The organism is Roseburia rectibacter (assembly GCF_014287515.2).
In the GTDB taxonomy this organism is placed as follows: Bacteria; Bacillota; Clostridia; order Lachnospirales; family Lachnospiraceae; genus Roseburia; species Roseburia rectibacter.
The window spans coordinates 1,783,211-1,797,878 of record NZ_CP092473.1; the positions used below are offsets into that span (position 1 = coordinate 1,783,211).

The 14,668-nt window shown below is 41.8% G+C and carries 13 protein-coding genes; 12 read left to right on the forward strand and 1 reads right to left on the reverse strand.

Annotated elements, in window-relative coordinates:
- Window positions 1-40: 40 nt before the first annotated feature.
- From H8S51_RS08405 to H8S51_RS08430, 6 genes are all read left to right on the forward strand, one after another.
- On the forward strand, window positions 41-1,159 hold the full coding sequence (locus H8S51_RS08405; protein WP_117919193.1) for an FtsW/RodA/SpoVE family cell cycle protein: 1,119 nt from the start codon (window positions 41-43) through the stop codon (window positions 1,157-1,159).
- Window positions 1,160-1,161: 2 nt separating this feature from the next.
- On the forward strand, window positions 1,162-1,917 hold the full coding sequence (locus tag H8S51_RS08410) for a cell division protein FtsQ/DivIB (RefSeq protein WP_117919195.1): 756 nt from the start codon (window positions 1,162-1,164) through the stop codon (window positions 1,915-1,917).
- 114 nt (window positions 1,918-2,031) lie between these two features.
- Window positions 2,032-3,231 carry a cell division protein FtsZ gene (ftsZ, locus tag H8S51_RS08415; RefSeq protein WP_186899552.1) on the forward strand — a complete coding sequence of 400 codons (1,200 nt, stop codon included), beginning with the start codon at window positions 2,032-2,034 and terminating at the stop codon, window positions 3,229-3,231.
- Window positions 3,232-3,439: 208 nt separating this feature from the next.
- On the forward strand, window positions 3,440-4,231 hold the full coding sequence (locus H8S51_RS08420) for a sigma-E processing peptidase SpoIIGA (protein WP_330414569.1): 792 nt from the start codon (window positions 3,440-3,442) through the stop codon (window positions 4,229-4,231).
- A gap of 31 nt (window positions 4,232-4,262) precedes the next feature.
- Window positions 4,263-4,994, forward strand: coding sequence for an RNA polymerase sporulation sigma factor SigE (sigE, locus tag H8S51_RS08425; RefSeq protein WP_117919201.1), 732 nt, complete (start codon window positions 4,263-4,265; stop codon window positions 4,992-4,994).
- Window positions 4,995-5,122: 128 nt separating this feature from the next.
- The gene (locus H8S51_RS08430) at window positions 5,123-6,733 is read left to right on the forward strand and encodes an MBL fold metallo-hydrolase RNA specificity domain-containing protein (protein ID WP_186899553.1); all 1,611 of its coding nucleotides are present in this window, start codon (window positions 5,123-5,125) and stop codon (window positions 6,731-6,733) included.
- Here the strand turns inward: H8S51_RS08430 and sigG are convergent.
- Complete coding sequence (gene sigG, locus H8S51_RS08435; protein WP_118208980.1) at window positions 6,730-7,509, reverse strand: RNA polymerase sporulation sigma factor SigG; 780 nt, start codon at window positions 7,507-7,509, stop codon at window positions 6,730-6,732. The genes H8S51_RS08430 and sigG overlap by 4 nt on opposite strands.
- 155 nt (window positions 7,510-7,664) lie before the next feature.
- Here sigG and H8S51_RS08440 point away from each other — a divergent pair, with 155 nt between their 5' ends.
- The 6 genes from H8S51_RS08440 to H8S51_RS08465 are packed head-to-tail and all read left to right on the forward strand — an operon-like array spanning window position 7,665 to window position 14,656.
- The gene (locus H8S51_RS08440) at window positions 7,665-7,973 is read left to right on the forward strand and encodes a hypothetical protein (protein WP_241070973.1); all 309 of its coding nucleotides are present in this window, start codon (window positions 7,665-7,667) and stop codon (window positions 7,971-7,973) included.
- A 54-nt stretch (window positions 7,974-8,027) separates the two neighbouring features.
- Window positions 8,028-8,873 carry a diaminopimelate epimerase gene (dapF, locus tag H8S51_RS08445; RefSeq protein ID WP_117919211.1) on the forward strand — a complete coding sequence of 282 codons (846 nt, stop codon included), beginning with the start codon at window positions 8,028-8,030 and terminating at the stop codon, window positions 8,871-8,873.
- Window positions 8,874-8,894: 21 nt separating this feature from the next.
- The gene (locus H8S51_RS08450; protein WP_117919213.1) at window positions 8,895-9,146 is read left to right on the forward strand and encodes a PqqD family protein; all 252 of its coding nucleotides are present in this window, start codon (window positions 8,895-8,897) and stop codon (window positions 9,144-9,146) included.
- A gap of 13 nt (window positions 9,147-9,159) precedes the next feature.
- Entirely contained in the window at window positions 9,160-11,337 is a 2,178-nt protein-coding gene (locus tag H8S51_RS08455) for an NAD-dependent epimerase/dehydratase family protein (RefSeq protein WP_186899554.1), read from the forward strand.
- Window positions 11,334-12,245 carry a hypothetical protein gene (locus tag H8S51_RS08460; RefSeq protein WP_186899555.1) on the forward strand — a complete coding sequence of 304 codons (912 nt, stop codon included), beginning with the start codon at window positions 11,334-11,336 and terminating at the stop codon, window positions 12,243-12,245. The genes H8S51_RS08455 and H8S51_RS08460 overlap by 4 nt, the downstream gene beginning before the upstream one ends.
- Window positions 12,246-12,265: 20 nt before the next feature.
- The gene (locus H8S51_RS08465) at window positions 12,266-14,656 is read left to right on the forward strand and encodes an amino acid ABC transporter permease (protein WP_241071006.1); all 2,391 of its coding nucleotides are present in this window, start codon (window positions 12,266-12,268) and stop codon (window positions 14,654-14,656) included.
- The last annotated feature ends 12 nt before the right edge of the window (window positions 14,657-14,668 follow it).

Sequence of the window (14,668 nt, forward strand, 5' to 3'; positions counted from 1 at the left end):
GGGTTTGATCAGACAGGTTTTATATAAATGAGGAAAAATTATGGCAAGAAGACGGGAAAATGAAAAAAAACAAAAAGCGATCCGGTATTTTGATTACAGCCTGTTATTTCTGATTATATTTTTGCTGTGCTTTGGGCTGATCATGTTATACAGTACCAGTTCTTATTATGGATCGACAAGATTTAACGATGCAGCATATTATGTGAAAAGGCAGATGTATGCAAGCGCACTTGGAATAGCAGCAATGTTATTTATTTCGAAAATTCCATATAAGTTCTGGATGCAGGTTTCAACGCTTGCGTATTTTGTGGCATTGACGTTATGTACAGCAGTTATTTTTGTCGGAACAAGTGCAAAAGGACAGTCGCGATGGTTCAGGATCGGACCGATCCAGTTCCAGCCATCTGAGATTGCGAAAATCGCGGTTATAATTTTCCTTGCGACGATCATCTATAAAACACCAAAACGTATTGGTGAATTTAAAAGCCTGGTTAAGATCATGCTTTTTATTCTGCCGATTTTTGCGGTGGTTGCGTATAATAACTTAAGTACGGCAATTATTATCCTTGGAATTGCTGTCTGCATGTTATTTGTTGCAAGTCCAAAATATTTACAGTTCATCATCATGGGAATAGGAGTAGGTCTGGCTGGCACTCTGTTTATTCTGCTGGCATCTTACCGTGCAGAGCGTGTTATGATCTGGCTGCATCCGGAGGACTATGAAAAAGGGTATCAGACGCTGCAGGGATTATATGCGATCGGTTCCGGAGGGCTTTTTGGCAAAGGATTGGGAGAGAGTATGCAGAAACTGGGATTTATCCCGGAGGCACAGAATGATATGATCTTTTCTGTTATATGTGAAGAACTTGGTCTTTTTGGCGCAGTCTGTCTGATATTGTTGTACCTGCTTATTATCTGGCGTCTGATGATCATTGCAAATAATGCCTCTGATCTTTATGGAGCATTGATCGTAGTTGGAATTATGGCACATCTGGCGATTCAGGTATTACTCAACATTGCGGTTGTTACGAATACAATTCCAAATACGGGTGTATCACTGCCGTTTATCAGTTATGGAGGAACATCCATATCGATTTTGTTGGCAGAGATGGGTCTGGCGCTTTCTGTATCGAGGGGAATTAAATTAGAGGTTGCCTGATTATGAGAATCAAAGAACAGAGAAAAAGAAAAAAAAGAAGAAAAATTGGAGCCTGTATATTCTTAGTGGTTCTGATGCTGGCAGCACTTACTGCACTGATCGTGGTAAAGGTGTTTACAGTTCAGAATGTGGTTGTAGAAGGAAACAGTCTTTATTCAGCCGATCAGATTAAAAATATGGTGCTGGATGATGATTATTCGTGGAACAGCCTGTATGTAGACCTGAAATACCGGTTTGTGGACATCGGAGAGGTGCCGTTTGTAGATACAATGGAAATTTCACTGGATGATCCACATACACTGCGGATTTCTGTTACGGAAAAAGGCATTCTCGGAAGTTTCTATATAGATACACTTGGGCAGTATGCATATTTTGATAAAGACGGATTTGTTGTGGAAACTTCATCGGATGTAATCGAGGGAGTGCCAAAGATCACAGGCGTTACCTGCGACAGTGTGGTTTTATATGAAAAACTGCCGCTTGAGGATTCGAATCTGCTGAGAAATCTTCTGACATTGACACAATTATTGAAAAAATATGAGCTGGAACCGGAAGAGATCCATTATGACAGTGCAATGCAGCCACAGCTTACCTACGGAACGATTACAGTCAATGTTGGCTCAGAGGATTATCTGACACAGAAAATTGCAAGACTTTCCGCAATTATGCCACAACTGTCGGGACTGTCCGGTATACTTCATTTAGAAACATGGACGCCGGATACGACAGATATTGTGTTTGACCGTGCAGATCTGTAAAAAAAGTGTAATCTTTTTTGAAAAATCAGTTGATTAATTGTAAGAAAAATTATATTATAGTGTATATGAGTTTTTTAGCTGTAAATTTTTAAGCTAAATGAAGGAGGAACTACCTTGCTGGAGATTAAGACAACAGAAGCGGATACCAGTGCAAAGATCATCGTGATCGGAGTAGGAGGAGCTGGTAATAATGCTGTAAATAGAATGATTGATGAGAGTATCGGGGGAGTCGAGTTTATCGGGGTAAACACAGATAAACAGGCTTTGGCACTCTGCAAAGCACCGACACTGATTCAGATCGGTGAGAAGCTGACGAAAGGACTTGGAGCTGGAGCACAGCCTGAGATCGGTCAGAAAGCCGCTGAGGAGAGCATGGAAGAATTATCTGCAGCAGTAAAAGGCGCGGATATGGTTTTTGTAACCTGTGGTATGGGCGGTGGAACCGGAACAGGTGCAGCACCGGTTGTTGCTAAGATTGCAAAAGAGCAGGGAATCTTAACGGTCGGCGTTGTGACAAAGCCATTTAAATTTGAAGCAAAACAGCGTATGTTAAATGCACTTTCCGGTATTGACCGTTTAAAAGAGAGCGTTGATACTCTGATCGTGATCCCGAATGACAAACTTTTGGAGATCGTTGACAGACGTACAACTATGCCGGATGCTTTGAAGAAGGCTGACGAAGTGTTGCAGCAGGCTGTTCAGGGAATTACAGACCTCATTAATCTGCCTGCATTGATCAATCTTGACTTTGCCGATGTTTCCACAGTTATGAAGGACAAGGGTATGGCACATATCGGTATTGGTAATGCAAAGGGTGATGACAAGGCGATCGAAGCAGTTAAACTTGCAGTTGCAAGTCCACTGTTAGAGACAACGATCAATGGTGCATCTCATGTTATCATTAATATATCCGGTGATATTTCCCTGATGGATGCGAACGATGCCGCAAGTTATGTTCAGGATCTTGCAGGTGATAATGCCAATATTATTTTCGGTGCGAAGTATGATGAGTCCATGACAGATGAAGCAACCATCACGGTTATCGCAACAGGACTTGAGAATGCCCAGGCGGCACCAAAGAGCAAGATCATGCCGGATCTCCGTTATGGAAATACTGCGAACGTTACAAGACCGGTTGGAACACCTGGAATTAACAGACAGGCAGCAAATCTTGGTGCAAGTGTACAGGCACATACGCAGACACAGGCAACAACACCGACATTCTCCGGTATCCAAAGACCACGCCAGCCAGAGAGTACGGTACAGCCGATGGATATTAAAATCCCGGATTTCCTTAAAAATTCAAGAAAATAAATATAAGATAATTATGTACATCAGAAAAGAGATTTATGCATTGACAAAATGTGTAGATCTCTTTTTTCGTATAGCACAGATGATCACTTGTCGAAAATAAGGGATGATTTTTAGGATTTGCAGTTCCTGTTTTGACAAAAAAGTAATGTTATACGTTTTATAATGGCAGTAAAGATGCAAAAGAATCTGAGAAAAGAGGTGAGGCGAGATATATGTATTTTATGCAGATGTGTTCCTGCTTGAAAATCTGTTCATGGATTATATGGCAATACTTGGATGCAACTGTCTGCTGAAACGGAGAATACATGCCGGGCGGTTGTTTGCAGTATCGCTTATATTTTCGCTGTTTCATCTGTTTCTGGTTTGTTTTATAAGAAACAGGATACTGTATTTGCTGATCGCACATTTTGTTTTAAATACGGGGATGGTATTTTTGTGTTTTGGCTGGGAAGGAAAGCGCAGCTATCTGGAAAACTGGGTTGTAACCTATTTTATGTGTGTGATACAGGGAGGAGCACTGGAATGGCTCTTAGAACAGCAGATATTTACACAAAATGAGGTTTTACAGATATTTGTTGTGACGGCGGCAGTGGTTACGGCAGTGATCTGTTTTGGAGAAAGACGCATTTACGGAAATCATATATATCCTGCGGAATTAAAAAAAGGGGAAAGACATATCAGACTGCATGCATACTGGGATAGCGGAAATCAGCTGATGGACCCGTACACAGGACAGGAAATCAGTATTTTATCGGAAACCACAGCAGAAAAGATCTTTTCAAAGGAAAAAGATCTGGTACGGTTTGTGCCCTATCGGTCACTGGGAGAAAAGAATGGGTTAATTGCGGTAACTAATGTGGATGAAATGATAATTTTCCAGGGAAAACATGCGGTAAAGATCCAGAATGCGGCGATCGGAACGGCAGATAAAATGTTATTTGACGGTAAGGAGTATGAAATGATTCTGAATGCATCAAGCATTATGCCGCATGGCATATAGTGTGAAAATAAAAATTAAGGTGGAATTGGGAATGTACATAAAATTTGCGATACCAAAGATAAGAACAATGATATTTCCTGGTATTTTTCGAAAGAAAAAGAATGAAGTGCATTATATCGGAGGTGCAGAGGTACTTCCACCGCCACTTGCAGGTGAAGATGAGGCGGTATGTATAGAGATGCTCACAAGTGATGAAAGCGGGCAGCTTGCGAGGAAACGCCTGATCGAACACAACCTGAGACTTGTGGTTTATATTGCAAAGAAATTTGATAATACCGGTGTTGGGGTGGAAGATCTGATCTCGATCGGCACGATCGGCCTGATCAAGGCGATCAACACATTTAATCCAGGAAAAAACATTAAACTGGCGACCTATGCATCGAGATGTATTGAAAACGAAATCCTGATGTATCTGCGGCGAAACAGTAAAACAAGAATGGAAGTGTCTATTGATGAACCCCTAAATGTTGACTGGGATGGAAATGAACTGCTGCTTTCAGATATTTTAGGAACTGACGAGGACGTGATCTACCATGACATTGAAACGGATGTGGAACACCGGCTGCTTAAGACCGCAATTGGAAAGCTTTCCGGAAGGGAACGGATGATCATTGAACTGCGGTTTGGATTAAACACGATTGACGGTGAAGAAAAAACACAGAAGGAGGTTGCGGATATGCTTGGTATTTCCCAGTCTTATATATCCAGACTGGAAAAAAAGATCATGGGAAGACTGAAAAAAGAAATCGTGCGACTGGAATAAAACACCATTTTATGTTGTTGTGCAAAATGACAAAATGATTAAAAAATTTATAAAATCTGAAAAAATATTGTGCATATAGCTGAAAAATAGTATAATGAAAGAAAAGCAGACAGAATGGGGGACTTCATATGGTATTGGAATTTTTAGGCGCAGCACATGAGGTAACGGGCAGTTGTCATTATCTGTCATTTGCAGATAAGCATATACTGGTGGACTGTGGAATGGAACAGGGACCGGATCTATACACGAACCAGGATATACCGGTTAATGCGGCAATGATCGATTATGTGTTTGTGACACATGCACATATTGACCATTCCGGATTATTGCCTCTTTTATACAATCATGGTTTTCGCGGCAAAATTTACTGTACGTTAGCGACTAATGAACTGTGTAACATTATGCTCAAAGACAGCGCACATATCCAGATGTTTGAGGCAGAGTGGCGTAACCGGAAGGCAAAACGAGCCGGAAAACCGGAAATAGTTCCTCTTTACGATATGAATGATGCGATGAGCGTGCTGAATCATTTTGTGCCGTGTGATTATCAGAAAAAGATTAAAGTCTGTGACGGACTTGAAGTAAGATTTGTGGATGCCGGTCATCTGCTTGGATCTTCAAGCATTGAAATGTGGGTACAGGATGATGACGGAACAGAGGTAAAACTGGCATTTTCCGGAGATATCGGGCCGGGCAGCCGTCCGCTTATCAAGGATCCGGAATATATCAAAGATGCCGATTATGTGATCATGGAGTCAACTTACGGTGACAGAAAACACAATACACCTCTGGATTTTGCGATCGCCCTTGCGAAAGTGATCAAAGAGACGCTGTATGAACGGGGAGGCAATCTGGTCATCCCGGCATTTTCCGTAGGCAGAACGCAGGAGATGCTTTATTTTATACGCAGGATCAAAAGCGAACATCTGCTGCCTGAATTTGAAAATTTTGAGGTATACATAGACAGCCCGTTAGCGGTTGAGGCTACAAGCATCTTTAATAAGAGCGTGGAAGAATGTTTTGATGAAGATGCGAGAGCACTTGTGCAGCAGGGGATTAACCCGATCGGATTTCCGGGACTTAAAATGGCGATCACAAGTGATGAATCGAAGATGATTAACTTTAATGATGATCCGAAAGTTATTATTTCTGCATCTGGAATGTGTGAGGCGGGACGTATCCGCCACCATTTGAAACATAATCTGTGGAGAAAAGATTCCACGATTTTATTTGTAGGATACCAGGTACCTGGAACGCTTGGCTTTTCCCTTTTAAATGGTGCGAAAGAAGTCAGGCTTTTTGGAGAGACGATCGAGGTCGCAGCAACGATCGAGAATCTTCCGGGTATCAGCGGACATGCGGACGTGGAACAGCTTACAAAGTGGGCGGCATCATTTGAAAACAAACCGAAAAAAGTATTTGTGGTACATGGGGAGGATAAAGTCACAGAGCAGTTTGCAGACCATCTGAAAGATGCTCTGGGATATGATGCATATGCACCGTTCCCGGGAGACGCATTTGACCTTGCAACAGGTGAACAGGTGCGTGAAGGTTCCAGGGAACGGGCAGAGAAAAAGACGATGGAGAAGAGCCGTGCGTCAAGCAATGTATTTGCAAGACTGCTTGCTGCGGGACAGAGGCTTCTTACGGTTATCAATAAATGCGAAGGAATGCCAAACAAAGAACTTGGTAAATTTGCAGATCAGATCAATGCCCTGTGTAATAAGTGGGAACGTTAAAGCGACAGATAATGACGGATGGATTTTAAGGCGGATTTTTCCAGACGGCTGACCTGAGCCTGTGAGATATGGATCTCGTCAGCCACTTCCATCTGCGTTTTGCCTTCAAAAAAACGAAGTTTTAAAATATAATTTTCGCGTTCGTTCAGCCGGTTAAGAGCGTCGTTTAAGGATAGTTCTTCGATCCAGTTTTCTTCCCGGTTTTTTTTGTCGCTGATCTGATCCATGACATAGAGTGTGTCACCGCCGTCAGTATAGACCGGATCATAAAGACTGAGCGGGCTTTGTATGGCATCAAGGGCAAAGACAATATCCTCTTTGGAAATGCCGGATTCGGCTGCGATTTCGTCAAGAGTCGGTTCTTTGTTTTCAGATTTTGAGAGAATCTCTTTTGTATGGATTGCCTTGTAGGCAGTGTCGCGCAGGGAACGGCTGACACGGATAGAGTTATTGTCGCGCAGGTAGCGCCGGATTTCACCTATGATCATTGGTACTGCGTAGGTGGAGAATTTTACACCGATCGTTGGATCAAAGTTATCGATGGATTTGATCAGACCGATACATCCGATCTGAAAGAGATCATCAACATTTTCGTGGTTGCCGGAAAAACGTTTGATGACACTTAATACCAGTCTGAGATTGCCCTTGATATATGTTTCTCTGGCAGCGTTGTCTCCCTGCTTGATTCGCGCAAACAGAGCATCTTTTTCCTCTTCTTTCAAAATGGGGAGTTTTGCGGTATTGACACCGCAGATTTCTACTTTATAAGAAGCCATGCTGTTTTCCTCCGGAATTTCGTATTTACCATAAAGAGCATGCTTCAAACAGATGAATTTTATTCAGAAATTAACTTTTTTTCCAAAGAGTTTCGTGTTAAAATAAAAAGGTATCAAAAACCAGAACAGAGTGTGGTGCAGTGATGATGAAAGATATGATCGATAAAAGAAATGAGCAGGAACGGATTGCGAGAAGTATTATCAAGTACTGGAATGTGAATTATATTCCGAGAGCACAGACCGATCCAATGAAACAGATGCAGACTGGGGAAACAGAAAGTAAGCAGGAACAGACTGCAGACGAAAATATGCAGGAAGACTACAATAGAGCAACAAATGCATATTCAGGTCAGTATGGTCAGGAGAAAGACTTAGATGGTGTGAAAAGAGAACAGATAGACAAGATCCTTCATGAAAAGGCAGAGAATATCCATCGTCTCTTTGAAAATGGGGGAGTAGAGTAACCGTTATTTATTTTTTGCATATGATATCATAAGGAAAATAACAGAGGAATCAGAATGTCTGAAATCATACTTCGCAAATATCATGGGGTTGGCAATGATTATCTGATTTTCGATCCAAAGAAAAATGACGTTGTTTTAAACGAAAGACTGATAAAGCAGTTATGCAGACGTAATATTGGCGTCGGTGCAGATGGAATTTTGTACGGACCGCTTATTGAAGATAAAAAAATTAAAGTACGAATTTTTAATCCGGATGGAAGTGAAGCTGAAAAAAGCGGCAATGGCATCCGGATTTTTTCAAGATATTTAAAAGATGCCGGCTATGTAAAAGAAAAAAAGTATTATCTGACCACAAAGGCGGGGGATACGCTTGTAACTTTTCTGGATGATGCTGGAGAGCGCATGCGTGTGGATATGGGATATGCGGTATTTGAGGCAGAACAGATCCCGGCACTTGGATTTGAAGGAGAAGTCGTGGGAGAATCGATATTTTTCTGCGATAATTTTTATAATGCAACCTGTGTATCCATGGGCAATCCTAACTGTGTTATCATGCTTGAACGGGTAGACCGCAAGAAGGCAATGCAGTTAGGACCGTATGTGGAAAATGCAAAATATTTTCCGAATCGTATCAATATGCAGCTTTGCCAGATCGTGGATGAAAAAAATATACAGGTTGAGATCTATGAACGTGGAGCAGGTTATACGTTTGCTTCCGGCACCGGGGCCTGTGCGGCAGCAGCAGCTTCTCACCGTTTAGGGCTGGTGGGAGATGAAGTGACCGTACATATGCACGGTGGAGATCTTTTTATAGAGTTTGGGGAAGACGGTAGAATTTTTATGACGGGTTCGGTTGTATATATTGGAAAAATTACTGTTGCAGAGCAGTTTTTTTCATGAAAGAGAAAGGAAATGATTTAGATGAAAGAACGGTATCAATTACGTCATGCGGCAGGGGCGTACTGGCTTTTGGATATGGAGCAGGGAAAACAATATAAAAAACCGTTCATGTTAAACGAGTGTGGTGCATATATTTATCGTGCGTATATTTCAGGAATGTCCGAAGATGAGATCGTACAGGCATTTGCAAAAGAATATGAATTATCATTCTCCGGTGCACAAAGTGATGTGAAACAGTTTATGATGGAGTTAAGACAACAGGGTATTATTTGAGGATGGGACAGATATGAACATATTGCTGGTTGGAAATGGCGGAAATTTCATGCGCCTTATGATTAACAGGCTGAATAAAGAAGGACACAGGGTATTCGTTCTGACGGAGGAACCAAAGAAAGGGTATAGTTTAAAGAAAGTATTTGAAGTGTATCATTTTTCGTATGAGGATGCCTGTGTGCGGGAGGTATTAGAGAGCATCATGCCACAGGTGGTTGTTTTTTGGGGGGCATACGACCATAATTTCTCCTGGAACAAGGTGGAAAATACAGCGGCATCCTACGCGGCCGGACTTACGAATATTTTGATGAATTATATAGCTTTAAAGAAAGGCAGATTTGTCTATCTTTCTTCGGAGAGTGTTTTTGATGGTGAAAATGCCCGTCTTATGAAGGAGGACGATCTTACCGGGGCATGCAGCAAGAGAGGGCAGGCAATTGCCATCGGAGAAGAAATCTGTAAAAATTATGCACGGATGGGGAATGACATTGTGGTTCTCCGGCTTGATCATCTGTATGGGGAGATACGAAAGAAAGAAGATACCGATACGATCTGCGCAAAGATGTGCTTAGAGGCTGTAAATACCGGTGAGATCATTGCGTCACAGAATGAAAAAATAATGCTTTTGCACGAGGCTGATGCAGTGGAGTTTATTTACCAGATGATGGTGACAAAGGAGCATAAACACACATTGTATCAACTGTCTTCCGGGGAAAAAATATCACGGTATGACCTTGCTAAGGCAGTTGCTGCGGGAATGAAGACCGGAGTCAGTGTCATAGAAGAAGAAAACGAAAAATACCGGGAAGTTATGCTTTCCGGTAAAAGATACGAGGAAGAGTTTGGGCTTCGTGTGATTCATCATGCCGGGACTGATGTGGAAAAGATTGCGGCTTATTTTGGCAGGCATGCAGCAGAATTTACAGATATAGTGAGGAAAAAGGGGTATTTGTTTCAAAGATTTGGCAGCAGAACAAAGGAAATCATAACGAATCTGATCCCTTTTATGGAAAACCTTATCTGTTTTATCCCATTTTTTATGTTAAATAACCGGGCAGTTGGAAGTGAATATTTTCAGAATATTGATTTTTATCTTCTGTATGTGCTGTTGTTTGCACTTGTGTATGGACAGCAGCAGGCAACGTTTTCTGCGCTGCTTGCCGTGGCGGGATATTGTTTCCGGCAGATGTATCACAGAAGCGGATTTGATGTCATGCTTGACTATAATACCTATGTCTGGATCGCACAGCTTCTGATCTTAGGTCTGGCAGTAGGTTACTTAAGGGACCAGCTTCGCGCGATGAGAGAGGAACAGCAGCATGAGGTATCATATTTAACCAAGCAGCTGGATGATATTTCAGATATTAATGTCAGCAATGTCAGGGTAAAAGAGATTCTTGCAAATCAGATCGTAAATCAGAATGACAGTTTTGGAAAACTATATGAGATCACGTCAAGTCTTGAGCAGTATGAACCATGTGAGGTACTTTTTTATGCAGCGGAAGTGCTTGCAAGACTGATGGGAAGCAAGGATGTGGCAATTTATACAGTGGCGAACCGTTCTTATGCACGTCTTTTTTCTGCAACATCAGCAAAAGCACGCAGTCTTGGTAATTCGATCAATTACAGCCAGATGGATGCCATGTATACGGTTCTTGCCGGGAAGAAGGTTTATATTAATAAAAATATGGATGAAAGGTATCCGCTTATGGCGAATGCCATTTATTCAGAAGATGAGATGCAGCTGATACTGATGATCTGGGGGATTCCGTGGGAAAGGATGACGTTAGGACAGGCAAATATGCTGACAGTTATCGGCTATCTGATCCAGAATGCGGTGGTGCGTGCAAACCGTTATATTGCCGCGTTAGAGCAGCAGCGATACATACAGGGAACAAATATATTGGAACCGGAAGCCTTTTCATCCCTCGTAAAGGCATATTTAAAGGCAAGGGATAAGGGACTGACACAGTGTGCACTGCTTTCTGTGGACACAGAGGAAAAAGACCGTGAAGAGACTGGCAGACGGCTTACAAAACTCTTGAGACAAAGTGATTATGTCGGTGAACTTGAAGACGGAAAAATGTATGCACTTCTTGCAAATACCAGTACAAAGGATGCAGATATGGTAAGAGAAAGGTTTGAAAAAGAGGGAGTGTACTGTCAGATTCAGGAGGATATATTTTTATGACAGTTACGGAAAAGAGATTTTGTATCGTCCTTTTGATCAATATGGCGGTTACTATTTTTTACGTGGTATGGAGCAGTCTGGGCAGACGTGAAGGGAAAAAAACAGATATACTGATGAAAGGCATCGTTATGTTTCTGTGTCCGGTGGTGGGACCGTTGTTCTTTTTTGCCGGACTGGTGTTTAATAAGGTCTTTTTCAGACAGAATGTAGATCTTGAGGATGTTATTTTCAGTAAAGAGCGTGTAAAGACACATCTTCGTGCTGATGAGGAGAGGGAAGGAAATTTAGTACCGATCGAGGAAGCACTTGCAATCAGTGATAAGGACAGTTTGAGAACACTGGTAATGAACGTAGTACGTGGAGATGTACAGAATTCCCTGGCATCCATTTCACTTGCATTAAACAGTGAGGACACAGAAACGTCACATTATGCCGCCACGGTATTAAGGGATGCACTGAATGATTTCAGAAAGCGTTCGCAGGAACTTTACCTTCAGATGAAACAGGATGGATGCGATGCGGCAGAAGCAGCATGTATCCTGATCGAGTACATGTATGGAGTTTTGATCCAGGAGGTGTTTCATGAAAAGGAACAGCAGACCTATATTGACATGATGGAAGAGGCATGCAGCTTCCTGGATGAAAAATATCAGGAAAAACTGCAGGTTTCCTATATTGAGGGGCTTTGTATGATGCTTCTTAAGATAAAGGATTTCAAGCGCATGAAATACTGGTGCGATAAGAGCAGGGAACTTTATCCGGAGGAGTTATCAACCTATACCTGCTACTTAAAACTTTATTTTACAGAGGGAAACAAAAAAGATTTCTTTGATGAATTGGAAAAATTAAAAAAATCCGATATTGTAATAGACAGAGAAACATTGGAATTGATTCGTATTTTTAGCTGAAGGAGGTGATGGCAGTGTCGATGAAAGTTCTGACTGTATTACAGTTTATCAGCATTTTTGTGATCTATACCGGGCTTTTTATAGCGGTTCCGGCACTGCTTTTGCATCGCAGGCTGAAAGATGAAATATTTAGTGTCAGGTTTTTCTTTTATATTGTATTAGGTCATTTTTATCTGATCAATCTGGTATTATTTCTTCAATTACTTCATATTTCTGGAAGATTCACACTGATTTTGGGCAGTGTTCTCCCGGTTATTGTATCCTTGATCCGTACGAAAAGAGTTTCACCAAAAAAAATCGGGCACGTCATAGGAAACAGAACATCGCATGTCATCCGGGAGACGCTTGGCATCAAGCTGCTCCTTCTTGAGATAGTCCAGTGGATTGGCAGGAAGGTGAAGAAGCTGTGCAGAAGAATGTGTGGACTGATCATCAGACATTTTGCTGATGGAGTGCTGTTTATTGTATTTACTGCAACGGTTCTTGTGATGTATGGAACCAATATGATCCATACATACGGTTATTGTGCATCCGATATACCTGTGCACAATTACTGGATCAATGCAATGGGAAATAATGATGTATTTGTAGCTGGGATTTATCCGTTTGGATTCCATTGTGTGATCTATTATATTCATGCTGTAACAGGAATAGAAACATATGTTCTACTCCGGCTTTTTTATGTAGTGCAGGTTTTATATATCCATTATGCACTGCTGGCATTTTTGAAAGCATGCTGCAGAACATCATATTGCGCATGGGGAGCTGTGTTTTTTTATGTGCTTGCAGCATTTTTTAACAGGAATACCTATTCCCGTTACTACAGTTCCCTGCCACAGGAATTTGGTATGATATTTATTCTGCCGGGAATTTACTTTATGTTTGCCTTTTTAAGACAGCGGAAAGCAGAAGTGGATCAATGCAGAAAAGAAAAAAATATTGCCGGATTAAAAACCTGGAAGTGCAAAAGTACCCGTTATCTGATGGGATTTGTTGCAGGATTTGGTCTTACACTTATTGTGCATTTTTATGACACCATGGTAGCAGGTCTGTTCTGCATCGGTATCGCAGGGGGATATCTGTTTCGTATTTTTAAGAAGGAATATTTTTTCCGGGTACTTGCGACCGGTATCTTAAGTATTTTCTTAGCAGTGCTGCCGATGGGAATCGCATTTTTACAGGGAACACCATTGCAGGGATCACTTGGCTGGGGACTTAACGTGATCAATGGCAGCAGTAATACAGGCAATGAGGAAGAACAAACAGATGTTACAGATAATGAAAACGAAGAAATGAATACAACGGGTGCACTGAGCCAGGGCACGACGGAAAGCATGGGTCCGGCCGGAAATACAATGAATCAGACAGTGTCCGGTAATAGCACAGACAATGTACAGATGCCGGAAACAACGCAGGTAAAAACGTCAGCGTTTGCTGCGCTGGTGGAAAGGGTACGGTTCCGGATCACTGATATTGCAAAGAACGGTCTGGATTATCTTTGGACGGGAGTGCACAATGTTGTAATGCTTCAGGCAAGTGACCAGTGGATGATGTTCATTTTTGGCTGTGAGGGATTTTGTCTGGCAGGAGGATTATTATTTGTGCTCATTGGAAAACGTGACTACGGATCAATGCTGATGTCCACCGGATTTGGACTGCTGCTTCTGATGATTTTTCTTAGTGCATGGCGTTTTGGACTGCCGCATATTATGGATGCAAGCAGGTGCAGTATATATGTGGCTTACATGATACCGGCAGCGATAGGGCTTGGAGCAGACGGCATAGTGGCACTGGTCTTTGGATTTTTTAAGCATGATATCTGGATGAATCTGGTCTCACTGCTGACCTCAGCCGCCCTGGTTGCGGTACTGGTCAATGGAAACCAGATCCGTACACCGTCGATCGTAACAGCACTGCAGTCAAATTCGGCGATCACTTGTCTGGCAAATATAAAAAGAGAAAACGAAAAGTATAAATATACGATCTGTTCTGCAAATGATGAACTGCGAATGATGGAAGATTATGCGCGTCACGAGGAGACGATCACATTTTTACGAAGTATGGAAGGAAATGCGGTAAACGGAAATCTGACATTGCCGACAGACCGTGTATATTTCTTTATTGAGAAGATACCGCTTGATTATACTGTAGCATATGAGGGAAGCGGACAGCGGATCTCGGAAGAAGGAGCAAAAAAACCGCTGCCGACAGCAAATGATATTTCCGTTTATGAGGGTGAAAACAGATGGATCATAATGTCAAGGATGTATTACTGGGCACAGGCATTTATGGAACTGTATGGAAAAGAAATGCAGGTGTATTATGAAACAGATGATTTTGTCTGTTATGTGGTAGAACAGAATACCTACAGTTTATATGATTTTTCGATTGATTATGGATATAATGAATGACAATAGGATGTT

Excerpts from the sequence above, each read along its gene's own strand:
- H8S51_RS08405 (WP_117919193.1), top strand. The coding sequence starts at position 41 with ATGGCAAGAAGACGGGAAAATGAAAAAAAACAAAAAGCGATCCGGTAT.
- H8S51_RS08410 (WP_117919195.1), top strand. The coding sequence starts at position 1,162 with ATGAGAATCAAAGAACAGAGAAAAAGAAAAAAAAGAAGAAAAATTGGA.
- sigE (WP_117919201.1), top strand. The coding sequence starts at position 4,263 with ATGTACATAAAATTTGCGATACCAAAGATAAGAACAATGATATTTCCT.
- H8S51_RS08430 (WP_186899553.1), top strand. The coding sequence starts at position 5,123 with ATGGTATTGGAATTTTTAGGCGCAGCACATGAGGTAACGGGCAGTTGT.
- sigG (WP_118208980.1), bottom strand. The coding sequence starts at position 7,509 with ATGGCTTCTTATAAAGTAGAAATCTGCGGTGTCAATACCGCAAAACTC.
- H8S51_RS08440 (WP_241070973.1), top strand. The coding sequence starts at position 7,665 with ATGATCGATAAAAGAAATGAGCAGGAACGGATTGCGAGAAGTATTATC.
- dapF (WP_117919211.1), top strand. The coding sequence starts at position 8,028 with ATGTCTGAAATCATACTTCGCAAATATCATGGGGTTGGCAATGATTAT.
- H8S51_RS08450 (WP_117919213.1), top strand. The coding sequence starts at position 8,895 with ATGAAAGAACGGTATCAATTACGTCATGCGGCAGGGGCGTACTGGCTT.
- H8S51_RS08455 (WP_186899554.1), top strand. The coding sequence starts at position 9,160 with ATGAACATATTGCTGGTTGGAAATGGCGGAAATTTCATGCGCCTTATG.
- H8S51_RS08460 (WP_186899555.1), top strand. The coding sequence starts at position 11,334 with ATGACAGTTACGGAAAAGAGATTTTGTATCGTCCTTTTGATCAATATG.
- H8S51_RS08465 (WP_241071006.1), top strand. The coding sequence starts at position 12,266 with ATGAAAGTTCTGACTGTATTACAGTTTATCAGCATTTTTGTGATCTAT.